The organism is Shewanella acanthi (assembly GCF_019457475.1).
In the GTDB taxonomy this organism is placed as follows: Bacteria; Pseudomonadota; Gammaproteobacteria; order Enterobacterales; family Shewanellaceae; genus Shewanella; species Shewanella acanthi.
In genome coordinates this window covers 1,374,804-1,397,811 of sequence record NZ_CP080413.1, presented here as the reverse complement: position 1 = coordinate 1,397,811, position 23,008 = coordinate 1,374,804, and the positions used below count along the sequence as shown (strand labels likewise).

Genomic DNA, 23,008 nt, shown 5'->3' with positions numbered 1-23,008 from the left:
AGTACTTTACAACTGCCACAAAGGATTATCGTCATTGATGCCACATCAATCAAAAAAAGGTGATATTTTGTACATTTTATGTTAATACAGTTCTGTTTCATCAAGGAAGACCGAATTTATCAACAATTCTGCACAGTTAAGAAGCATCCATTTTGACAAAAGCACCGCTTTCTGGAAAAGTGATGTAGCATAATTGTTTCATGGCATCCACGGATAAAAGTAAGAAAGACACTATGCCTAAAGCTCTCATAAAAATTATTATCATTATAGCGAGTGTTCTTGTTGTATTCGCCTCTAAAGCTCAAGAGTTACCCATCGCCCTAAAGTCCGAATCCTATGGTGTTCCTGAAGGATTATCCCAAAGTACAGTCACCTCATTAGCCGAGGATGATGACGGTTACATTTGGATCGGCACTTTGAATGGTCTTAACCGCTTCGATGGTGAGTCATTCAAGCATTTTTTTGCTGGTGATCGCTCAGGACTTTCCAGTTCTTTTATCCAAAGTTTATTATTCGATAACGGCAAACTGTTAGTCGGCACTGATAATGGCTTAAATATATATAACTCCGACCTCGAAACTTTTGAAAAGCTTCTCAATATCAATGAAGCTATTTGGTCTATAAGTGAAAATGGCAGTGTTTATACAATTGGCACAAAAGATAAACTCATTGAAATCGACAAAAAAAACCTTAAAAAAACAGATACGCTGCACAATGCAAATTTTAATCTTATAAAAAAAGCTATTAAAGTTGATTCTGGATATATAATCAGAAATTACGATGGAAAAGTTTTCCTTATTGAGAATGACAACTCATCATCACTTTTATTAACAAGCTCTTCGGACATCGAAAAATCAACAGACGGTATATACTCTTTAAATAATGATGGTGACTATAGTAAATTATCTGTTCACAAGTCTATTTCTGACAGTGTAAAATCAGACTTTCTTACTTTAAAAAACGGTCAACTTTTCGAAACTAACATCCCTTCATTGAACAAAAAAAATAAAGGGCATTTGATTTCCAGCATTGACACTCCGAATCAGTCGATAGTATACAAAACAAAAAATTATATAATTATCCCATCACTCGCCGTAGGTTTCACTTTGATTAGTGAGAATCAAAACATTGTAAAATCATTAATTAAACCCACAGATACAATTTGGTCATTAACGGCACTCGACAATGAGAGACTAGTTACATCTGACGATAGTGAATTCATAAACATATACAATCAAAAGTTAGAGTTAATTGAAAGATTTCCAACAGGAATGACGGGGCCTAAGTATATAACATCATTCAATAATAAAATTTTTTATGGTGGTGATGCGGGATTATTCGAGGCTAACAATGAGTCAAAGAGATTAATATTAAATGTACCTGTTACAACATTATTTAAAAACCCAGACAATAAAACAGCACTAATTGGCACAACTAACTTCGATTTATATCTCATCGAAATAAACACAACTAACAAAATAAAAAAAATATCATTAAAAAATAAACATCCAATTTTTCAAGCGATAACAACCAATGACGGAAGCATACTAGTAGCTACCCAAGGAGGTCTATTGCAGATTAATAAAGAGGGTGTAGAACGAACAATTTTCAGTGACGATATAGTTTACAGCGTAAGTGAAACTGAACGAGAATACTTATTCGGAACAAGAACCGGGATATATTCTACAAATAAAGAGTCAATGATTACTCAAAAAATATTTAGTGCAAACAAACCAGTGTACTCTATAGCAATTGACAAGAATGACTTTATTGCCTCATCGATAAACGAACTAATTTTAAGACATGACAATGTTTTTTACACATTGTCATCGGACTATGGTAGCCAAGAGGAATATAACACTCAAAGCGGTATACATTGGAATGGTCAGTTCTATTTCGGTGGTATTTCTGGCATCAGTGTAATCAACAAAAACAAAGCATTAGCTAGCGTAGAAAAAAACAACATAAAGACAAATATTAATGAGTTATACGTCTTTAACAAATCAATAGAAATTGATGGCACAACCTTAACCAAGAGTATTTCTAAATCAACTGCTATCACACTTAAATACTCTGACTACCCTTTTACACTAAAATTTAACTCGCCGTCATCAAGCCAGAAAGGCATTGAATACTTTTATAACCTAAGTGGTTTATCAGATAAATGGATGCCTGCAAATGTGGGAAAAAACTCTGCTTCTGCCACCTATACAAACCTCTCTGCGGGTCATTATACATTTAATGTCTATGGCGAAAATCCAGTTACAAAGCAGAAAGGCCCTATAACATCACTAGAAATCTATATTACACCTCCATGGTGGTTATCGAATATTGCCAAGGCCGTTTATTGTCTAATTGCGCTGCTAATTATCTCCTTTATTGTAAAATCAGCCTTAAGAAGACGTGAAGTACAAAGGCAAATTGCATTAAGTGAAGAACGATTAAAGCTCTCCCTTTGGGGGAGTGGAGATGAAATGTGGGACTGGGATATTGAAACAGGTAATATTTTTCGTTCAAACATTTGGGGCGCATTAGAGTTTCCAAGGGATGGCCAACGCTCTGGTAAGTCAGATGAAGACAGTAATATTCATCCCATGGATCAAGAACGCGTAAGAGAATCACTCAACAAACATTTTTATGGCGAATCAGATCACTTCGAAGCAGCCTATCGCGTAAAAGGCAAAGATGAAAGTTGGGTGTGGATTTTAGACCGCGCCAAAATTGTAGAACGAGATGAAAAAGACAATGCACTGCGTATGACAGGTACGATTAAAAATATTAGTCAATTTAAACAAAAAGAAGAACAGCTCAAATTGTTCGAAAGAGCGATTGAAAATATCTCTGAAGGGATGTTTATCCTCGATAGCGATTTCCGTTTTGTAGAAGTTAACGAAGCCTGCTGCCGTATCTCATTACGCAACAAAACGGATTTTATTGGCAGCTTACTCACATTCGAACTTTACCCTGAAGCCTTCACCAATCAAATTCGCAGCATGCTTAAACAGCAAGGCCGATGGGCAAATGAGGTTGAAGCCTCACGCGGGGATAAAAGCCATTTCCATATGGAGCTGACAATCGACGCTATTTATGATGAATTAGGAGAACTTTCTCACTATGTAGGGGTGTTCTCTGATATTTCTCGCCGTAAACAGCAGGAAGAAGAGCTCCGTAAATTAACCAACAACGATCTGTTGACGGGACTGCCAAATCGTTCAAACTTGCATGTCACCCTAAGTAACTTAGTTAATAAAGAAATCCCCCATGCCTTAATGGTATTGGACTTAGACAATTTTAAGCGTATTAACGACTCACTAGGGCACCAAATTGGCGACCAATTACTAAAACTTGTTTCTGCAAGAATCAAATCCGCCTTGCCGCGAAGTACTAATATATATCGTCTGGGTGGTGATGAATTTGCCATCGTCTTAGATAAAACCTCCGATATTAGTGCCAGCGCGGTGTTAGCGGCTCGAGTAATTGATTCATTTAAAGGTATCTTTGAAATCGGTGGTGATAAATTAGTCTTAGGATTAAGTATTGGTATTGTGCTTTATCCAGAAGATGAGCAGAGTGAACAGGCGCTGCTGAGAAAAGCTGACATTGCTATGTATCATGCAAAATCCGCTGGCGGTAACTGCTATCAATTTTATTCAGAATCGCTAAACCAGCACGCGATTAAGCAATTAAAAATTGAGAATCTTATCCGTGAGGGGTTAAAAGAAGATCTGTTTGAAGTTTATTATCAACCCAAAGTGGATCTTAAACGTGGGGTGATTGCGGGTATGGAAGCGTTAGTGCGATTAAATCACCCAACCCATGGTTTGGTTCCTCCAAACGAATTTATTCCACTTGCAGAAGAAAATGGCTTAATTGTCGAAATAGGTGAAATTGTGCTTCGTAAGGCCTGTTTTGCTGCTCAGAAGTGGCGAGAGCAAGGATTATTCAGTGGACGCGTAGCCGTCAATTTATCGTCACGTCAATTCGCGCTGCCCGATCTGCAGCAACGTATAGAGTCAATTTTAAGACTCACCCAACTACCAGCAACCCACTTAGAGCTTGAAATTACCGAAGGCACCGTCATAAAACAGCCAGAAATGGCGATATCAGTGATGCAGCAGCTGGCTAAAATGGGAGTTAGTTTGGCGCTAGATGATTTTGGTACTGGGTATTCATCCCTTTCTTACTTGAAGCGCTTTCCAATACATACGCTAAAAATAGATAAAGCCTTCGTGGACGATATTGATAAATCGGATCGCGACCTGAAAATGGTGGACTCTATTATCACCATCGCCCATAACATGGGATTATCTGTCGTTGGAGAAGGCGTCGAACAAACGGCACAGCTAAACATCTTAAAAGCATTAAATTGCGAAGAAATTCAAGGGTATATCTTCAGCAAAGCTATTAATGAAGCTGAATTCACAGCTCTCTTAGAAGCTGATATAGCCAAAAATTGCATGCTAAATAAAATAATTTAACCATTTTTCTTATTTCTCTAACTGTTATTGGAAACATTGGCACAACATCTGCAGTACATCTGTCAGTAGTCAAAAATCCAACATTATTAATTAACCTAGAGAGATAAGAGAATGATTAAAGGACTAATTTCAGTTATCGCATTGGCATCTGTTGTTACTGCTTTTAACGCTGTATCTGCATTAAATTTTAATCCAACCCAGACCGAACTTTCTGCAGCACCTGGCGTTCGCTGGACTCCAATGGAATTAGCCGCTGCTCCTGGCGTTCGTTGGACTCCAATGGAATTAGCCGCAGCTCCCGGCGTTCGCTGGACTCCAATGGAATTAGCCGCAGCTCCCGGCGTTCGCTGGACTCCAATGGAATTAGCCGCTGCTCCTGGCGTTCGCTGGACTCCAATGGAATTAGCCGCTGCTCCTGGCGTTCGCTGGACTCCAATGGAATTAGCCGCTGCTCCTGGCGTTCGCTGGACTCCAATGGAATTAGCCGCTGCTCCTGGCGTTCGCTGGACTCCAATGGAATTAGCCGCTGCTCCTGGCGTTCGCTGGACTCCAATGGAATTAGCCGCTGCTCCTGGCGTTCGCTGGACTCCAATGGAATTAGCTGCTGCTCCTGGCGTCCGTTTCACCGAAACCACTTTTGCTTAACCCAGCCAAAGAATTTAAAGGAGTCAGCTATGATTAACTCAATTAAAAAAGCACTTGGTTTAGCAAAGCCTGTTCGTAAAAAAGTGAAATTGCCAGAAGGCTTAAACCACTTAGAAGTGACTACTGCAAAGGGATGGTGGAACTAATCCCCATCCATTTGGATACCGCTTAAAACAAGTTTTAATATATTTGATAACGTTACAATATGAATACATATCATAAAGGGAGCCCAAGCTCCCTTTAGTATTTTTATTAGCTAAAAAAATCAGACGTATAAACAATCAGCAGCGCACGATGGCGGCATCGAACTGACGAATCTTTCTTAGAGCTATGCGGCTTTGACTGGTAAACAAAGGCAATGCAAAAGGTCCAAGTAACAAGCCTTGCAGCGCCCAATAACGCACCGACAATCCTACATTAAATGCCCTGAGACCTAAGTACCAAGCCGAGATAATAGATAATATTAACAGCATAAACACCACAACAACCTCACTCCCGCTATCCACGCTATTGCCAACATCATAACCGACACAATCATAATGACACTACTTGTCCAAGTGTATTGGCTAAGTCGATATGAAATAATATTACTCGGTGCTATCCAAACTAGATAACCTAATCAAAACGCTGACATCATACCCATCACCGACAGATTGTCGAACATTTTTTAGGCAAAAACTTACCCTTAAGGCAATAAAAAACGGCAAATAAATGCCGTTTTTTGATGGTAACTAATTAAGCTTTAAAGAAAAATTAAAGCTTATGAGAAAAATCGAGTGTTATCAGCAGCCATTTGCTTTAAGCGCTCGCATGGCATGAATCTCTCACCAAACTGGGCTTGATAAGACTCCAACTGATCAACTAACTTTGCAGCACCCAAAGTGTCAATATAATGGAATGGGCCACCGAGGAATGGCGGGAAACCAATCCCGAAGATGGCGCCAATATCACCATCACGTGGAGACGCGATAATCCCCTCTTCCAAACAACGCACCGCTTCGTTTAACATTTGGACGACGCAGCGATCACTAATCGCTTTGATATCCTTCTCCGCTCCTGGCTTAATTCCTAACACGTCGTAAACGGTCTCATCCACTTTTTTACTCGCAGTCTTCTTTCCTGCAGCGGCATATTGGTAGAAACCTTTGCTGTTCTTACGGCCCTTTCTGTCATCGGCCAATAGTTTGTCAAAGGCAGCAGGGGCCTTAAAGCGTTCGCCTAATTCCTTCTCAAGAATTGGCGCTATCTTAGCGCCCACATCTATCCCGACTTCATCGAGTAGCGTGATAGGGCCAACGGGGAAGCCAAACTTCACCAAAGCTTTGTCCAAGTGTTCAACACTTTGCCCCTCGAGCAGCAGCTGCGCCGCTTCATTCATATAGAGCGCAAGAATACGGTTCACATAAAAACCGGCACCATCTTGAACCACAATCGGGGTTTTCCCCTGCTTGCGCGCAAAGGCAACGGTTGTCGCAATGGTTTCTGGGGACGTTTTTGCGTGGGCAATCACTTCCACCAGCGGCATTTTTTCAACTGGCGAGAAATAATGTAGACCAATCACGTTCTCAGGGCGACTCGCGGCCTCGGCGATTTGACTAATAGGTAATGATGAGGTGTTTGATGCAAAAATGGTATGCTCACCACACTCACGTTCAACATCCTTCACCATTTGATGCTTAAGCGCTAAATCTTCAAATACCGCTTCAACCACGATATCGGCATCTTTCACGCCTTTGTATTCGGTCGTGGTCGTCATCAACGCCATTAAATTGTCGCGCGCAGCGCTCGTCATATGACGGCGTTTTACGCCTTTATCCAATAACTTATAAGCATAGGATAAAGCATTACTTAAACCCTTCTCGCTGATGTCTTTTACTCGTGCCGGAATTTTTGCCTTGGTCGTAGTAACAGAGGCAATACCGCCACCCATCAAACCACCGCCCAAAATAACGGCCTTTTTCACTTTGCGAGGCGTTGCGCCCTCTGCGCCGGTTTCTTTTTTCATTTCGGTGGTGGCAAAAAAGATACTGCGTAGAGCTTCGGACTCCTTAGACATCACTAAATCCGCAAAATGGCCTGCCTCAACCTCAAGACCTTCCTTAAGGCCTTTTGCTAATCCTTGGCGCACACAGTCGATAATTTTCGCTGGTGCGGGATAATTCCCCTGGGTTTTCTTCTCAACTTGTTTGGCTGCTTGATCGAAAATAATATTTCGACCAAAAGAGGTGCCTTCTAACACTTGATTTACTAACGATTTTTTAACCGGTTTAACAGTGCGCTTTCCTGCAAGCGCCATTTCAACCGCGGTTTGCAGCAAAATCGTTTGCGGCACTACATCGCTCACTAACCCCATTTTCAAGGCCTGTTTCGGGCGAATTTGTTTACCCGTCAGCATCATATCCAGCGCAGTCGTTATCCCCACTAAACGGGGTAACCGCTGGGTACCACCGCCACCTGGCAGAAGACCGAGCTGCACTTCAGGCACACCCAGCATTGTCTTATTATCATCACTGCACACACGTTGATGACAGGCAAGCGCCAATTCTAAACCGCCGCCTAAACACGCACCATGGATAGCGGCAACCACGGGAATATTCAGGGCTTCCAATTCGTTAAAGACCAGATGCCCCTGCTTTGATAACGCTTTGGCATCGGCTGCACTTTGACAGGCATCGAGCATCGATATATCGGCGCCAGCAACGAAGGAATCCTTTTTACCCGAAATCAGCACTAATCCGCGAATACTGCTATCGGCTTTAATTTCATTCAGGATGTCAGTGATCTCTGGGCCAAATTGCGCCTTGAGGGTATTCATGGTTTCACCCGGCACGTCCATAGTGAGAATGGCAATACCGTCTTCGCGGCGGGTTAAATTAAATGTCTTTTCCATTGCCATTACTCCACTTCCACAATCATTGCAGCCCCTAAACCACCCGCAGCGCAGGCAGTCGCAAGCCCCGTTCCGCCGCCACGACGTTTAAGTTCACGGCACACTTGGGTAATCAAACGAGTGCCAGTTGCCGCAAACGGATGACCGTAGGCGAGCGAGCCACCAAGCACATTAAATTTACTCATATCGATATCACCAATCGCGCGGCTGCGACCGAGTTTCTCTTCGGCAAATTTTTTCGAGGCAAACATTTGCATGTTAGCCAAGGTTTGCGCCGCAAAGGCTTCGTGCATTTCAATCAGGGTTAAATCTTCAAGTTCCATTCCCGCACGTTTAAGCGCTAATGGCGTAGCGTAGGATGGCCCCATTAACATGTCCTGCCAGACATCAATGGCGGTAAAGGCATAACTCTTAATATAACCCAGTGGTTGATACCCTAACGCTTTAGCCTTGCCTTCACTCATCAGAATAATGGCCGAGGCGCCGTCAGTTAGCGGTGTACTGTTTGCCGCAGTCACACTACCGTGCTTTTTATCGAAGGCGGGACGCAGCTTAGCGTAAGAGGCTAATTCGGAGTTTTCACGAATGTTATTGTCGCGCTCGATAAACTGTTTATAGGGCGGCACATGGGCCACCATCACTTCATCGCGAAGATTACCTGATGCCCAAGTCTGCGCCGCTAAGGTGTGTGAGCGATGCGCCAGCGCGTCTTGGTCGGCGCGGCTAATATTGTAGGTCTTCGCCATTTGCTCCGCAGTTTGTCCCATCGACAAGCCTGTAGAATATTCAGCTACTGCAGGCGGTACAGGCAATAAATCCTTAATACCTAAACGGCGGAAAATTTGTAATTTTTGTCCAAAGGTGCGTGCCTTATTTAAATCGACTAAGGCATGGGCCAGCTTTTTTGATACACCGATAGGCAAAACAGAAGATGAATCTGCGCCCCCCGCAATGCCGATATCAATATTGCCCGTCATAATCGACTCGGCGACGTTGACAGCGGATTGGAAACTCGTCGCACATGCGCGGGTAACACTGTAGGCATCGGTTGCGACATCCATACCCGTCCCAAGCACGATTTCACGGGCGATGTTAGGCGCAGCAGGCATTTGCACCACTTGACCATAAACAAGTTGCTCAACCAATTTAGGATCCAGCTCCGAGCGCGTCAGCAATTCATTAACCACCATTTTGCCCATGTCGAGGGCTGAAATACCGTGGAAAGCCGTTGCCTGTTTTGCAAAGGGGGTTCTAAGCCCCGCCACAATTGCGATTCGCTCGCCCTTCGCGTTCCTTACCTGCTGTTTATCACTCATTTGTCACCCTCGTTAGCTGCGCCATGGGTTTTTAGCCTTAGGTCGCAATATATTTCCATGTTGTCGCCCTGCTCAAAGGCGTGACGCCTATCAACAAGTCCGACCACTTTAGTGTGATCTGATTCTAACTTCTTATTTGTCGCTTTTAAACTGCTGACGGTTTTTTTAACACTAGCCAAACCCTTAGGGAATTCTTTAACATATCTGTTGTCTATAGCCCAAACATATAATTTAAAACTGTATTTCAACCGAATAAACGAGTCGCATCATGCCTTTGAGTCGCTTCCACGCACTACGCACTTACCTAAATAAGGTTGTTTTAGGGCAGCCAGTATTGACCGAAAACCTGCTCATTGCCCTTATCGCCAATGGCCACCTATTAGTTGAAGGCCCTCCAGGCCTCGCCAAAACCCGTGCGGTAAAAGCCCTGTGCGACGGGGTTGAAGGGGATTTTCACCGCATTCAGTTCACCCCCGATCTGCTACCAGCCGATTTAACCGGTACGGATATTTATCGCTCGCAAACTGGTACCTTTGAATTTGAAGCTGGCCCGATTTTCCATAACCTTATTTTGGCCGACGAAATCAACCGCGCGCCCGCCAAGGTGCAATCGGCGCTGCTCGAAGCCATGGCCGAAGGCCAGGTTACCGTCGGTAAAAACAGTTATAAATTGCCGCCACTCTTCTTAGTCATGGCAACCCAAAACCCATTGGAAAACGAAGGCACCTACCCGCTGCCCGAAGCTCAACTTGACCGTTTTTTAATGCATCTCAACCTTGATTACCCCAGTGGTGATACTGAGATCGAGATCCTGCGCCAATCCCGTAAGGAAGCACTCACCCACGAGCTACCAACCACAGAGCCCATTGCCCAGGCCGATATTTTTGCCGCCCGTGATGAAGCGATGGAAATCTATCTCGCCGAGCCACTCGAGAAATACATCGTCGAAATCATTATGGCAACGCGCCAGCCAGAGCGTTATAGCAGCGACTTAGCCAAGTGGCTGGATTATGGCGTAAGCCCACGTGCCACCATTTCATTAGAACGCTGTGCTCGCGCCAGAGCTTGGCTTCACGAGCGTGACTTTGTGTCACCTGAAGATATTCAAGCGGTTGCGCCAAACGTTTTAAGACACAGATTGCTGATGAGTTATCAGGCTCAGGCAGAAGGCGTTAGCCGCGATCAGGTGATCAACCATATTTTGAGCCAAGTGGCCGTTCCTTAAAAATAAGTGCCGTAAGAATAGTTGCATTTGGCATCTAAGCATCAAATATCAATACTCAAAATGCGAGGGCGCTTGATATAAGTACCCTAACGATATAGCGCAAAAACGCCACTTGCCGAAAATAAAGAGTAAAAGGTGGAATTGAATGAGTGACACACCACTCAAGGCATCACCTAATACAGGGTTGCCACTGTTTGCCGATGGGCTGCATTTAAGCGAGGATGAACTCCTCGCTTGTCTAAGCCTTGCCCGCGCGATTCCAGAGCGCCACACCCGTGCGCGCGCCAGTCTTGCAGGACATCGCAGCAGTCAAATTAAAGGCCGCGGTATGGAGTTTGCCGAAGTGCGCCATTATCAACAGGGTGATGATGTGCGCACCATCGACTGGCGCGTCACCGCGCGTACGGGGCAAACCCACACCAAGTTGTTTATCGAGGAGCGCGAGCGCCCTATTCTGCTGCTGCTCGACTTAAGCCAGAGTTTATATTTTGGTTCGAGCTTATTACTGCAGTCGGTACAGGCTGGGCACCTAGCCACAACACTCGGGTGGAGTGCCATCAATCATGGCGATAGGCTCGGCGCACTGATTGCCTGCGAGTCGGAGCATTTGGAGTTAAAACCTCGCAGTCGCCGTCAGGGGATATTGCAACTGATCTCGGGTCTGCGCCGTATGCATCAAGATCAGCTCCAAAATGTGGGCACCAATCCGCGCGATCCCGATCATATTCTTCGCGCCTGCCAGCGCCTGCAACGGATCGCCAAACCTGGGTCATTGATTTGGATCATTACCGATGGCAGCCATTTTACGCCCCAGTGTCTGGCACCGCTGACAGAGCTTAAACGCCACTGTGATATTGGGGCTTACCTGATTACTGATCCGCTAAGACAGGGCACCTTAGCACTGCCAAAACAGTTTAGCCTGCCAGTACGTGACGGTGATGAGGACTTAGTCCTCACCCGCCACAGTTATCAGAACTGGCTCGCCCAGCAAAAGCAGCAGCAAGATGCGTTTATCGACATGATGCAAATGATCAGGGTAAGAACCCAATTGATTGATGCGGGTCGCCCGCTTGCCGAGCAGTTGGCACTATTACAATAACGGCTATGCCTTAGAAAGAGTGAGCTTAAGCGCGTGAATCCACAAAACAGCAATCCCGCCATGGATGCAGCAGCGATGCAAAATGGGCAATATATGCCCAATCCTGCCCTAGCGGATTTAAAAGACATCATCCCGCCCGATCCCATCGGTGCTTGGCCTTGGGCCATTGGCTATTGGTTAGTCCTTGCTATCCTTTTAGGCCTGATAGTATTTGGCATTATCTACTTCATTAAACGCGCTAAATACTTAGCGCCTAAAAAGACCGCAATAACCCTGCTCATACAACTTGACTCCACAACAACCAATTACCCATCTGAGGTAAATAGCCTGCTTAAGCGTACCGCGCTCAGTTACTTACCCCGTGAAGAGATTGCAGGACTCGATGGCGCTAAATGGGCAAATTGGTTAGACAGCCATTTACCTCAAGCACAACGCGGCCGTATCGGCGCACTGCTTGATAAACGCCATCAGGCAGCGCCTCTCACTACCGAAGAAGCAACAGAGTTACAACTACTTGCACTTTCTTGGTTAAAAGCAAAAGCCGAGCTCAACACCCCAATTTCTTTGGGGTCGCCTTTTCAACACAAGGAGGCGGTATGATCTCGATTTCGTGGCCTTGGTTTTTGCTGTTACTGCCACTACCGTTTCTGTTTGGCCGCGCCCAACACGCTCAAGTAGAAGGCGGCCGTTTACAACTGCCCGGCATTAGCCAAACGGGTAAAACGAGCTTTAGTACCCACTCGCCACGTACCCGAAAACGCTACTGGTTGATGTGGTGCTTGTTAGTGCTCGCTATCTGTCGGCCGCAGTGGGTGGGAGAGCCCATCGAACTGCCAAGCCAAGGCCGTGACTTAATGGTCGCGGTCGACTTATCCGGCAGTATGCAGATTGAAGATATGGTGATTGAAGGCCAAGTGGTGGATCGCTTCACCCTTATTCAACACGTCGTCAGTGACTTTATCGAACGGCGTAAGGGTGACCGTATCGGTCTGATTTTATTTGCCGACCACGCCTACCTGCAGGCGCCGCTGACTCAGGATAGACGTTCAGTTGCGCAGTTTTTAAAGGAAGCACAAATTGGCTTAGTCGGTAAACAGACCGCCATTGGTGAAGCCATCGCCCTCGCAGTAAAGCGTTTCGAGAAAATGGATGAAAGTAATAGAGTGCTCATTTTACTTACCGATGGCTCTAACAATGCAGGCAATATTGACCCAGTGCAAGCCGCTGAAATCGCTGCCAACCGTAAGGTGACCATCTATACCGTTGGCGTTGGCGCCGAAGTCATGGAGCGTCGAACCCTCTTTGGCCGCGAGCGAGTCAACCCGTCTGTCGATTTGGATGAAAAGCAGTTGAATCATATCGCTGAACTCACCAATGGCCGTTATTTCCGCGCCCGTAACAGTCAGGAATTAGAGCAAATTTATCAAGCAATCGACAAACTCGAACCCGTGAGTCGCGATCAGTTAAGCTATCGCCCGCAAGCTGATTTATTCTATTGGCCTCTGGCGCTGGCGTTACTGACTAGCCTGTGGATTGCCCTAGGCCAACTGCCCCTGTTTTCACGGGCAAGCTCAAAGCTTGCATCGCCAAGGGAGAACATGCGTTAATGACCCTGCATTTTATTCGCCCCGAATGGCTGCTCGCCCTCATACCATTACTTTTAGTGGTCTGGCAATTATGGCGCCAGCATGAAAGTCACAGTGCTTGGAATCGCTACATTGCGCCGCACTTAGCCAAAATATTGGTGACCCAAGGCAAGCAGCAATCCCGTAGACCTTTACATTTGCTGACCTTTACTTGGGTTATTGCAACGATTGCTTTGGCGGGACCTGCTGTAAATAAACAGTCCCTGCCAGTCTTTGCAGCCGAGCAAGGCCGAGTACTGATCATGGATATGTCACTCTCCATGTTAGCAACCGATTTAACCCCCAACCGCCTCACCCAAGCCAAGTTCAGGGCAACCGATCTTATTAATAGCTTAAAAGAAGGCGAAACTGGGCTTATCGCCTTCGCGGGTGATGCCTTTACCATCAGTCCCTTAACCCGAGATACAGGCACACTGCTGAATTTACTGCCAACCCTAAGCCCTGAGATCATGCCCGTTCAAGGCTCGAATCTTGAGGCTGCGCTGACACAAGCGAAAAATCTCCTCGCCCAAGGCGGCCATATCCGCGGCGATATTATCCTGATGACCGACGGGATCTCCGATAAGCAATATAACGAGTCCAATGCCGTGCTCGCAGGCACGCAGTATCGACTCGCCATCCTTGGATTTGGCAGTCAGCAAGGCGCACCGATTCGCCTGCCCGATGGTCAGCTGCAGCGCGACAACAGCAATGAAGTTGTGGTCGCCAAAACCGATTTCGAGTTATTACAAAGGCTTGCCAATAACAATGCCGGTGTACTTATTCAAAATCGCGCCGACGGCAAGGATTTGAGCCAATTGCAGGCTTGGTTAAGTGATAGTGGCGATGCAAAAGCCACGGATGTAGATGGCGAAACTTGGCAGGATCTCGGCCCCTACCTCGCTCTGCTATTATTGCTGCCCGCCTTACTCAGTTTTAGACACGGCATCGTTGCCAGCATCACTCTAATGCTTAGCAGCCTTCTGTTAACGACTATGCCACAGCAGGCTCAGGCCAATGTGTGGAATGATTTGTGGCAAACCCAAGAGCAGCAAGCGATGGATGCCTATAAGGCTGAGGATTACGACAAAGCCGCCAAACATTTTAAAACCCCGCAATGGCAGGGTAGCGCCCAGTATAAGGCTGGGGATTTTGAGCAGGCGCTTAAATCCTTTGAGCAGGATGGCTCTGCCAACGGTCTTTACAATCAAGGCAATGCGCTTATGCAGTTAGGACAAATTGATAAGGCGCTTGAACGCTATCAGTCGGCCTTAGAAAAGCAGCCCGATTTTCCCAAGGCTAAGGCCAACCGTGAATTAGCCGAAAAATTGCTAAATCAACAATCTGAGCAAAATCAGAACAATCCACAGGGTAAGCAGGAGCAGGACAAACAAAACCAAGATCAGCAAAGTCAGCAGGATCAAAGCCAGCAGAATAGTCAGGATCAGCAATTAGGCCAAGACCAACAGTCCGATGATCAACAATCTCAGGATCAACAGTCTCAGCAAAGCCAGTCTGGCGAACAGGATAGGCAGAATGAGTCTCAGCAAAATCAAGCCGATGATGCTGAAAAACAATCCAGTCAGCAAAATGACGAGCAGCTAAGTGATCAGCAACAGGGTGACGAACAGCAAGACAATTCAGCCGACAATGACAAACAGTCATCGGATAACACCCAGCAAAAAGAGGATGAAGCACAGGCGAATCAAAATAACGCCTATAGCACTCAGAACGAAGCGAGTAATGAGGCAAAAATGCAGGCCAACCCTGAGGAACAAAAGAGCGCTGACAGCGAGCAAAAGGTAGCACCTGCTACTCAGAAAGAGGATGCCGCGCCTACTGACAGCGCTAAGGATAAAGAGCAAGGTTCAATCAGTGAAGCGTTAGACACGCCGCCCAGTAACAGCGAGCCAATGCCTGCCACAATGGAGCGCGCCCTTCGGGGAGTAAGTGAAGACCCCCAAGTACTGCTCCGTAATAAGATGCAGCTCGAATACCAAAAACGTCGCCAAAACGGTCAAATTACAAGGGATAAAGAACAGTGGTGATCAAAAAACTTTCCCCCAGCCTTTTACTCGCCTTTGCTATGGCGTTGCTGTTAGCCAAGCCCGCCTACGCCTTGAGTAAATTAGAAGCATCTGTCGACAGAAACCCCGTGATGGAGGGCGAATACTTTGTCCTTAACATCAGCGCAGATGACGAGATGGACACCAACAAGCTCGATACCTCGGCACTGCTTAGGGACTTCATCGTTGGCCGTACTAGTGTCAGCCGCAGCACCCAGATTATGAATTTTGATGCGGTTAAGGAAACCCGTTGGCAAGTATTGCTGGCTCCCAAGCAAAAGGGCCAATTAACTATCCCTTCCTTTGAAATCGACGGAGTGAGTTCTGCGGCTATTTCCCTTAACGTAGTAGAGGCAGGTTCACAACCCGTTGAAACTAAAAATCTCTTTATCGACGCTAAGCTATCCACCGATGAAGCCTATGTGGGACAACTGCTGACCTACAAAGTGAAGTTGTATCTTGCAGTCGAACTGCAGCGCGGGGTACTCAACGCCCCCGTTGTCGAGGGCGCGCAGGTAAAACAAATTGGTGAAGATAAGGATGGCTCCGAGATTGTCGATGGACGTCGTTACCGCGTTATTGAGCGCACCTACGGTATTATCCCCGATTTACCCGGCCCCATCACCATTAAAGGTGCCAGCTTCTCGGGTGATGTGTTAGTCGAGTCCCAGCGCCGCGGTGGCATGTTTGGCTTTAATGAGAGCAGGCCAATGCAGGCGGGCGCTCCCACCTTGAAGGTGCAAGTCGAAGCCGCTCCCGACAGTTTTAAGGGACAATGGCTCGTTGCCGACTTAGTGGTATTAAAGGATAACTTTCCTGAGGATATCAAAGAGTTTGCCGTGGGTAGCCCTATCACTCGCACTATTACGTTACTTGCCTCAAACGCCGATGAAAATAGCCTGCCGGATGTCATTCAGCCACTGCCGCCAGAGCTTAAGGCCTATCCCGAAAAACCCCAGCGCCAATCCTTTGTTCGCGATGCACAGATTGTTTCCCAGTACAGCATTACCTCGGCCATTGTGCCGAGCAAGGCCGGTACTTTTACCCTGCCAGAGGTGAAGATCCCTTGGTGGAACGCGCACCTTAAACGTCAGGAAATGGCGACCCTCCCCGAGCGCACCATTGTGGTTAAGGGCAGCGCGGTGCCAGATGAGCAAGTCAGTAGCAACAATGTTGGTAGTAAAAGCTTAGCTTCAACTCCAAGCTGGGCTACTTCGCTATTTGCCTTATTATGGCTTATCACTTTGGTAGCTTGGGGCGTGACTTTTATCGCTTGGCGCCGCGCGCTAAAAGCAAAGGGAATCCCCACTGTTGATGAGGCGCAGCCCATTAACAATCTAAAGGAAGATACAAATAGCCTTGAGCAGGCCTGTCGCCGCACAAATGTGAGTGACATCTTACTGCAGCTGCAACGCTATTATCAGGCACAATCGGGTCAACCGATGACACTCCATAAAATTGCCGCCCTGTCACCACAATTAAGCAGAGCCATATCTCAATTGCAGACGCTCGCCTATGGCAGCCAATCGAAGGCAAATGCCGCGAATAACAACCATACTCAAGTGTCTGAAGCAGCTAAAGCGCTTTTGCAAGCCGTGAAATCAACTTCATTTACTCAGTCAAAACAAGCAGTTCAAGCCCTTAGCCCCCTCAATCCACATTAATGTTTGTCAGTTAGCTTGCTGATACGTCAAAGGAGAGAAGCCATTTTAACCACTCAGGTAAAAGGCGAGAACAAAAAATGTTGAAACGCTGGCGCAATAAATCCGTTGAGCCGGCGGTCTCCTCTGACATGCTGAGCAAACAACGACGATACAATAGCCTAGTCAAGGCACTGCATGCCGACATTTACCGATACGCCTTTTGGCTGTGTGGTGATAGACAGGTAGCAGAAGACATCACCCAAGAAACCTTCTTGCGGGCATGGCGCTCTTTGGATTCCCTAAAAGATGATAAAGCGGCGAAGGCGTGGCTTATCACCATTTTACGCCGTGAAAACGCCCGCCGTTTTGAGCGTAAGCAATTTGATTACGCGGATTTTGCCGAAGAGTTGCTAGAAGACAGCGTGAGCCACAGTAACGAGGAACAGGTCGAACAATATTGGCTCCGCCGCCAAATCGCAAAGCTTGAGTTCGAATACCGCGAACCCTTGTTGCTGCAACTTATCGCGGGGTTCAGTGGTGATGAAATTGCCGAGTTGTTGTCGCTTAATCGCAATACCGTAATGACACGGCTATTTCGTGCGAGGAACCAATTGAAAGAGTTACTTGAAAATTGCGAGACGAGGGGCCAAGCCAATGGATGAGCTTAATTTTAGACGTCAGGCCTTTGAGAATCCCCATAGTCAGGAGCCCGAGTTTATCGCGCAAACGACGGAAAAAGCTGAAAATCAACAATTAATTAGCGATCTTAAACGCCTAGATGCCAAACTGACCAAAGCGCTCAAGGTCGAGGTACCTGAGGATCTGGCCGATAAATTGATCCTGCGTCAACAACTGCACCAGCACCATAAACTGCGTCACCAGTCGATATTCTTGATGGCGATGGCCGCATCCATTGCCTTTGTCTTTGGGGTGAGCTTTAGCCTGTGGCGTATGGGGCCAGTTGATTTAGCGGAGCACGCCCTCGCCCACGTTTACCATGAAAGCGCTGCGCTGCAACTCGACCAAAATGTCAGCTTTAACCAAGTGAATGCCGAGTTAGCATCGATGAAAATGCTCAAAACAAGTCATTTTATCGAGCAACCGGGTAAGGTCTATTACACCTCCTACTGTGATTTTCAGGGTGTGAGGAGTTTGCATCTGGTGCTAGAGGGGCAAAAAGGTAAAGTGACAGTGTTTATCGTGCCAGTCGAAAAACGTATGGTGCTTGAGCAAAGCTTTGCAGATGGCAAATACCATGGCCTAGGCTTTGAAATCGACCAGGCCTTTATGCTGCTTGTGGCCGAGGACCAGCACGATTTAATGACAGTTAAAGATGAAATAGGCAACACTTTCATCTGAAAGGCCTTGATGTATCCTAATTTTGGCACAGCCACGGCTAAAATTCGCCTCGGCGTATTGCCGCTAATGCAGCGGATACCACTTTCCTAAATTAATAAATTCATTCATTTTTTAAAATTCAATGTCACCTTCGACTCTCATCCACACTTGTGAGATCAAGATCGCATTTATCTCTACCAATGGGCTATGACTCAAACATCTGGTAGCATGCATGCCACTTTTAATAAGAACAAGCTGGGATAAAGCATCATATGACGATTGAAACCCCAATTTTAATCACATTTGTTGGTTATTTAGTGTTAATGATGGGCATTGGTTTTTGGGCCTATCGTGCCACAGATACTGTGGATGAGTATATTTTAGGTGGCCGTAAAATGGGCCCAGGGGTTACTGCACTCAGTGTTGGCGCCTCTGACATGTCGGGTTGGCTATTGTTAGGTTTACCCGGCGCCGTCTATTTGGGCGGTCTAGGAGAAGCTTGGATTGGTATTGGTTTAGTGTTTGGCGCTTGGCTCAACTGGTTATTCGTTGCCAAACGTCTGCGTATCTATACACAACTAGCCGACAACGCCCTCACCCTGCCTGACTTTTTTGAAAAACGTTTCCACGACAGTCAGGGACACCTCAAGCTGGTTTCTGCAGTAACAATTTTAGTGTTCTTCACCTTCTATGCCTCCTCTGGCATGGTCGGAGGCGCCATTCTGTTTGAAAAGGTCTTTGGTCTCGATTACACCGTTGCCCTTGTCATAGGTTCGGCCATTATCGTGGGTTACACCTTTATTGGCGGTTTTTTTGCGGTAAGTTGGACCGATTTCTTCCAGGGCTGCTTGATGTTAATTGCCCTACTGATCATCCCCTTCGCGGTATTCTCCCACCCAGAAAGCCATGCGGGTATCGAGTCTATCGATCCTGCGATGCTTTCATTAGTGAGCGATAACACCACTGTGATTGGTATGCTGTCGCTGCTGGCTTGGGGTCTAGGTTATTTCGGCCAGCCACATATTCTGTCGCGTTTTATGGCGATTAGCAGCTCTAAAGCGCTACCGCTATCACGTCGTATCGCCATGAGCTGGATGGTGTTGTCATTAATTGGTGCGCTGGCAACGGGTTTAGCTGGGTCACTCTATTTTGCTAATGAGCCATTGGCCAACGCCGAAACCGTGTTTATCCACTTAGCTCAGGCGGCATTTAATCCTTGGATTGGTGGCATTTTGATTGCGGCGATTCTGTCGGCCATCATGAGCACCATCGATTCACAACTCTTAGTCTGTTCGAGTGTTATTACTGAAGATTTTTACCGTAAGTGGTTACGTCCACAGGCCAATGACCGTGAGCTGATGATGGTGGGACGCTTTGGTGTGCTCGCGATTGCCGTAATTGCTGGCATTATCGCCCTTAACCCACAAAGCAGCGTCTTGAGCTTAGTGAGCTACGCTTGGGCAGGATTTGGAGCTGCTTTCGGCCCAGTTGTGTTGCTGTCACTGTTCTGGAAGCAATATAGCCGCAATGGCGCGGTCGCCACTATTATTGTTGGCGCCTTGACCGTGGTGATTTGGAAACAGCTCAGCGGCGGACTGTTTGATCTATACGAAATCCTGCCAGGTTTCCTGTTTGCCACTTTCGCCGGTGTTATCGTGAGTAAATTGTCCAAACCTAGTGACAAAGTTACCGCGGAATTTGAGCAATTTAAGTCGACTCTATAACTTAAATCTAAGCTCAACCCTTGTAAAAAGCGTACACATGTACGCTTTTTACAATTTATTTAAATTTAGCCCCTTTTCCGATACAACATTCTGTTAACACCCACCCCAGTTCAAATCCAGTGTAAATACTAAGCATTCCAACCATCTGGCCAGACCATTCGCTTTATCTAAAGTAGACAAGCAGAATAATTAACTGTATTTTAACAAAATTCGCTTCTGGTCGGACTTGTCGACCTTACAGACAATCCCTAACATGCCGTCAATTATAAAATGGATTTGAAGTATGTTCTGGGGACTAGAACCGAACGAAATCCAATTAGATTATGGTGAGAGAATTATAATGAAATCATTCAACAAGACTCTGCTTGCTGTTGCAGTTGCATTGGCGAGTTCACAAACTATGGCTTCTGGCTTCCAGCTAAACAGCCAATCTGCGACTGGTATTGGTCGTGCATTTGCTGGTGATGCTGTTATTGCCGATAACGCAGCGGTACTTTCACGTAACCCTGCAGCCATGGCGATGTTTGATAAAGACGCTATCTCTGGCGGCTTAACCTATGCCGACATTACTGTTGACGTTAAAGACGTGAACTTTGCAAACGGTTTAGTGGATTTAGGCAGCATTGATGACGCAGGTAGCTCTAAATTAATTCCTAACTTGTATTACATTCACCCAATCAATAACAAATTTGCCGTTGGTTTCGCCGCATTCTCTAATTTCGGTACGGGTACTGATGCCAGCTCTTTATCAAAAGGTAAACCAGCTGCGCCGTTCGATCTGTTAGGTGAGACAGAAGTGACGACCGTAAACTTCAACACTAGCATTTCATACCGTATCAACGATATGTTCAGTATCGGTGCGGGTATCGACGCCGTTTACGGCGAAGGCCGTTTAACCCGTGACGCGGGCACTAGGCCATTAGTTGACGTTGATGCAGATGGTTGGGCATTCGGCGGTATCTTAGGTGCAACCTTAGAACTTGACCAAAACAACCGCTTCGGTGTGAGCTATCGCTTTAGCCCGACCGTAAACGTAAAAGGTGATATCAATACTATTACTACAGCGGATTTATCTGCCTTAGGGTTAGGTGCAAACACCGCACTTGCCACTAGCTTTGATAGTTTAGATGTACCTTTAGCGGATATCTTCCAATTCGCCGGTTTCCATCAATTAACGCCTAAGTTTGCTGTGCACTACACAGCACAACACACTTCTTGGGGCGCCTTTGATCAGATCACTGCAAAAGAAGGTACTGCTACTATCATTCCAGGCCAAACAGGTGCCGGAGCCAGCTTTGCTGTGGGTGATGCAGCTCTGAAAAAATATGAATGGAAAGATTCATGGTTATTCAGCGTGGGTGGTACTTACACCATCAACGACAAATTCACCGTACGTGCAGGTTATATGCATGACCAAGGTGTTGTAGACCAAATCAGCTCAATTTCATTCCCTGACTCTGACCGTAACTGGTTCACAGCGGGTATGAGCTACCATATCAATGCAAACAACACTGTTGATTTTGGTATGGCTTACATTAAAGGCCAAGAAGTTAACCTGATTGAAAACAGCGCCCTCACAGGCAATGTTAACGCCACTACTGAATCTAGCGGCATGTACTACTCGCTGCAATACAGCTACCAGTTCTAAGCTGTTCTTCCTTAAAAAGCCGCAATTATTGCGGCTTTTTTGTTTCCTAAGACATTATTGCCTAAAGTTTATTTATTTCTGTGCAATCTTGGGTTAACTATGGCAAAAGTCATCGGATTCGGCGGGATTTACTTTAAAAGTTCTGACCCCACAGCACTGGCAAATTGGTATCAAACGCACCTACAACTCCCTCTAGAGGAATGGGGCGGCGCGGTGTTTTTTCCAAAAAACCTGCCTCAGGGCAGTTACCAGACATTAACACCCTTTCCCCAAGACACAGACTATTTCGCCCCGAGCGAAAAACCCTATATGTTTAACTTAGTCGTTGATGATTTAGAGCTAATTCTTGCACAAATTACCGCTGGCGGCGGCATACCAATAGATAGTATCGAAGACACAGAATTTGGCCGATTTGCTTGGTTTATCGACCCCGATGGCAATAAGATTGAATTATGGCAACCAAGCTCAACATAAGTTGCAACATCAGATTGAAAATCTTTAAGGCAACGCTTAACAAGGATATGTGATGCAAAAAAGTCTGCTATTACCCGCCATTATTCTCGGTGGACTACTCTGTATTGGTTTAATGTTTATCGGCCACAGCGCCCAATCAGCGCTACTGCAAATGAAATCGATGGAGCGTACGGTCACTGTTAAAGGCCTCGCCGAAAATGAAGTCAAAGCCACGGTTGCGATTTGGCCAATTAACTTCGTCGAAGTCGATAACAACCTAGCCAAACTCTACGAGACAGTACAACAAAAAACCGATTCCGTTGTAGGGTTTCTAAAAAATCAAGGATTTAACGACGATGAAATCACCGTCGCCCTGCCCTCGATTGAAGATAGACAGGCGCAGGGGTTTGCTCAACCCAATATCAGCTATCGCTACTCTGCCAAGGTCAAAATTGCCGTCTATACCAAGCAAATCGATTTGATGCTCGCAAGCCGCATTCAAATGATTAACCTCGTTAAAGAAGGCATCGCCATCACCACTCAGGACTACGACAGTCGTGCCGAGTTTTTATTCACCGATCTTAACGCCGTTAAACCCGCCATGGTGCAGGAAGCCACTCAAAATGCCCGCGAAGTCGCTGAAAAATTTGCCACGGATTCCGATTCCCATTTAGGCAAAATCAAGAGCGCAAGCCAAGGACAATTCAGCATCACAGACCGCGATAGCAGTACGCCCTATATCAAACAGATACGCATTGTTTCCACGCTGACCTATTATTTAACTGATTAAAAATAATACTTAAAGACGCATTAAAGCTCTCCAAATCAAAACGGGGTTGGATAAGCTGACAATGGTGC

General features: G+C 46.1%; 16 protein-coding genes. 14 read left to right on the top strand and 2 right to left on the bottom strand.

Going from position 1 to position 23,008, the window contains the following annotated elements; genetic code table 11:
• The first annotated feature begins 233 nt into the window (after nucleotides 1–233).
• Both K0H61_RS06305 and K0H61_RS06300 read left to right on the top strand, forming a co-directional pair.
• Nucleotides 234–4,478, top strand: coding sequence for an EAL domain-containing protein (locus K0H61_RS06305; RefSeq protein WP_220051859.1), 4,245 nt, complete (start codon nucleotides 234–236; stop codon nucleotides 4,476–4,478).
• Nucleotides 4,479–4,589: 111 nt separating this feature from the next.
• Entirely contained in the window at nucleotides 4,590–5,123 is a 534-nt protein-coding gene (locus tag K0H61_RS06300; RefSeq protein ID WP_220051858.1) for a hypothetical protein, read from the top strand.
• A gap of 760 nt (nucleotides 5,124–5,883) precedes the next feature.
• Here K0H61_RS06300 and fadJ read toward each other — a convergent pair.
• Complete coding sequence (gene fadJ / locus K0H61_RS06295; RefSeq protein WP_220051857.1) at nucleotides 5,884–8,013, bottom strand: fatty acid oxidation complex subunit alpha FadJ; 2,130 nt, start codon at nucleotides 8,011–8,013, stop codon at nucleotides 5,884–5,886.
• 5 nt (nucleotides 8,014–8,018) lie between these two features.
• Nucleotides 8,019–9,329 carry an acetyl-CoA C-acyltransferase FadI gene (gene fadI / locus K0H61_RS06290; RefSeq protein ID WP_220051856.1) on the bottom strand — a complete coding sequence of 437 codons (1,311 nt, stop codon included), beginning with the start codon at nucleotides 9,327–9,329 and terminating at the stop codon, nucleotides 8,019–8,021.
• A gap of 268 nt (nucleotides 9,330–9,597) precedes the next feature.
• Between fadI and K0H61_RS06285 the strand changes: the two genes are divergently transcribed.
• From K0H61_RS06285 to K0H61_RS06230, 12 genes are all read left to right on the top strand, one after another.
• Complete coding sequence (locus K0H61_RS06285) at nucleotides 9,598–10,554, top strand: AAA family ATPase (RefSeq protein ID WP_220051855.1); 957 nt, start codon at nucleotides 9,598–9,600, stop codon at nucleotides 10,552–10,554.
• Nucleotides 10,555–10,699: 145 nt separating this feature from the next.
• The gene (locus K0H61_RS06280; protein ID WP_220051854.1) at nucleotides 10,700–11,653 is read left to right on the top strand and encodes a DUF58 domain-containing protein; all 954 of its coding nucleotides are present in this window, start codon (nucleotides 10,700–10,702) and stop codon (nucleotides 11,651–11,653) included.
• A 33-nt stretch (nucleotides 11,654–11,686) separates the two neighbouring features.
• Nucleotides 11,687–12,253 (top strand): DUF4381 domain-containing protein, encoded by a 567-nt coding sequence (locus K0H61_RS06275; protein WP_434086604.1) that lies wholly within the window; start codon nucleotides 11,687–11,689, stop codon nucleotides 12,251–12,253.
• Nucleotides 12,250–13,260 (top strand): vWA domain-containing protein, encoded by a 1,011-nt coding sequence (locus K0H61_RS06270; protein WP_220051853.1) that lies wholly within the window; start codon nucleotides 12,250–12,252, stop codon nucleotides 13,258–13,260. The genes K0H61_RS06275 and K0H61_RS06270 overlap by 4 nt, the downstream gene beginning before the upstream one ends.
• Nucleotides 13,260–15,326 carry a vWA domain-containing protein gene (locus tag K0H61_RS06265; protein ID WP_220051852.1) on the top strand — a complete coding sequence of 689 codons (2,067 nt, stop codon included), beginning with the start codon at nucleotides 13,260–13,262 and terminating at the stop codon, nucleotides 15,324–15,326. The genes K0H61_RS06270 and K0H61_RS06265 overlap by 1 nt, the downstream gene beginning before the upstream one ends.
• 38 nt (nucleotides 15,327–15,364) lie before the next feature.
• Nucleotides 15,365–17,008, top strand: coding sequence for a BatD family protein (locus K0H61_RS06260; protein ID WP_220052533.1), 1,644 nt, complete (start codon nucleotides 15,365–15,367; stop codon nucleotides 17,006–17,008).
• 77 nt (nucleotides 17,009–17,085) lie between these two features.
• Nucleotides 17,086–17,649 carry a sigma-70 family RNA polymerase sigma factor gene (locus K0H61_RS06255; RefSeq protein ID WP_220051851.1) on the top strand — a complete coding sequence of 188 codons (564 nt, stop codon included), beginning with the start codon at nucleotides 17,086–17,088 and terminating at the stop codon, nucleotides 17,647–17,649.
• A complete protein-coding gene (locus tag K0H61_RS06250; RefSeq protein ID WP_220051850.1) occupies nucleotides 17,642–18,346 on the top strand; it encodes a DUF3379 domain-containing protein in 705 nt (234 codons plus the stop codon). Before K0H61_RS06255 ends, K0H61_RS06250 begins: the two co-directional genes overlap by 8 nt.
• 251 nt (nucleotides 18,347–18,597) lie before the next feature.
• Nucleotides 18,598–20,049, top strand: a complete 1,452-nt coding sequence (gene putP / locus K0H61_RS06245) for a sodium/proline symporter PutP (RefSeq protein WP_220051849.1) — start codon at nucleotides 18,598–18,600, stop codon at nucleotides 20,047–20,049.
• Nucleotides 20,050–20,389: 340 nt separating this feature from the next.
• Nucleotides 20,390–21,697: an OmpP1/FadL family transporter gene (locus K0H61_RS06240; protein WP_220051848.1), complete on the top strand. Its 1,308-nt coding sequence runs from the start codon at nucleotides 20,390–20,392 to the stop codon at nucleotides 21,695–21,697.
• 99 nt (nucleotides 21,698–21,796) lie between these two features.
• Complete coding sequence (locus K0H61_RS06235) at nucleotides 21,797–22,171, top strand: VOC family protein (protein WP_220051847.1); 375 nt, start codon at nucleotides 21,797–21,799, stop codon at nucleotides 22,169–22,171.
• Between the two features lie 52 nt (nucleotides 22,172–22,223).
• Entirely contained in the window at nucleotides 22,224–22,940 is a 717-nt protein-coding gene (locus K0H61_RS06230; protein ID WP_220051846.1) for an SIMPL domain-containing protein, read from the top strand.
• Nucleotides 22,941–23,008: the final 68 nt, after the last annotated feature.

Bases quoted from the DNA above. Each gene is read 5' to 3' on its own strand.
- putP (WP_220051849.1), top strand. From the start codon at position 18,598: ATGACGATTGAAACCCCAATTTTAATCACATTTGTTGGTTATTTAGTG.
- K0H61_RS06260 (WP_220052533.1), top strand. From the start codon at position 15,365: ATGGCGTTGCTGTTAGCCAAGCCCGCCTACGCCTTGAGTAAATTAGAA.
- K0H61_RS06265 (WP_220051852.1), top strand. From the start codon at position 13,260: ATGACCCTGCATTTTATTCGCCCCGAATGGCTGCTCGCCCTCATACCA.
- K0H61_RS06240 (WP_220051848.1), top strand. From the start codon at position 20,390: ATGAAATCATTCAACAAGACTCTGCTTGCTGTTGCAGTTGCATTGGCG.
- K0H61_RS06255 (WP_220051851.1), top strand. From the start codon at position 17,086: ATGTTGAAACGCTGGCGCAATAAATCCGTTGAGCCGGCGGTCTCCTCT.
- K0H61_RS06270 (WP_220051853.1), top strand. From the start codon at position 12,250: ATGATCTCGATTTCGTGGCCTTGGTTTTTGCTGTTACTGCCACTACCG.
- K0H61_RS06235 (WP_220051847.1), top strand. From the start codon at position 21,797: ATGGCAAAAGTCATCGGATTCGGCGGGATTTACTTTAAAAGTTCTGAC.
- K0H61_RS06300 (WP_220051858.1), top strand. From the start codon at position 4,590: ATGATTAAAGGACTAATTTCAGTTATCGCATTGGCATCTGTTGTTACT.
- K0H61_RS06280 (WP_220051854.1), top strand. From the start codon at position 10,700: ATGAGTGACACACCACTCAAGGCATCACCTAATACAGGGTTGCCACTG.
- fadJ (WP_220051857.1), bottom strand. From the start codon at position 8,013: ATGGAAAAGACATTTAATTTAACCCGCCGCGAAGACGGTATTGCCATT.
- K0H61_RS06250 (WP_220051850.1), top strand. From the start codon at position 17,642: ATGGATGAGCTTAATTTTAGACGTCAGGCCTTTGAGAATCCCCATAGT.
- K0H61_RS06285 (WP_220051855.1), top strand. From the start codon at position 9,598: ATGCCTTTGAGTCGCTTCCACGCACTACGCACTTACCTAAATAAGGTT.
- K0H61_RS06230 (WP_220051846.1), top strand. From the start codon at position 22,224: ATGCAAAAAAGTCTGCTATTACCCGCCATTATTCTCGGTGGACTACTC.
- K0H61_RS06305 (WP_220051859.1), top strand. From the start codon at position 234: ATGCCTAAAGCTCTCATAAAAATTATTATCATTATAGCGAGTGTTCTT.
- fadI (WP_220051856.1), bottom strand. From the start codon at position 9,329: ATGAGTGATAAACAGCAGGTAAGGAACGCGAAGGGCGAGCGAATCGCA.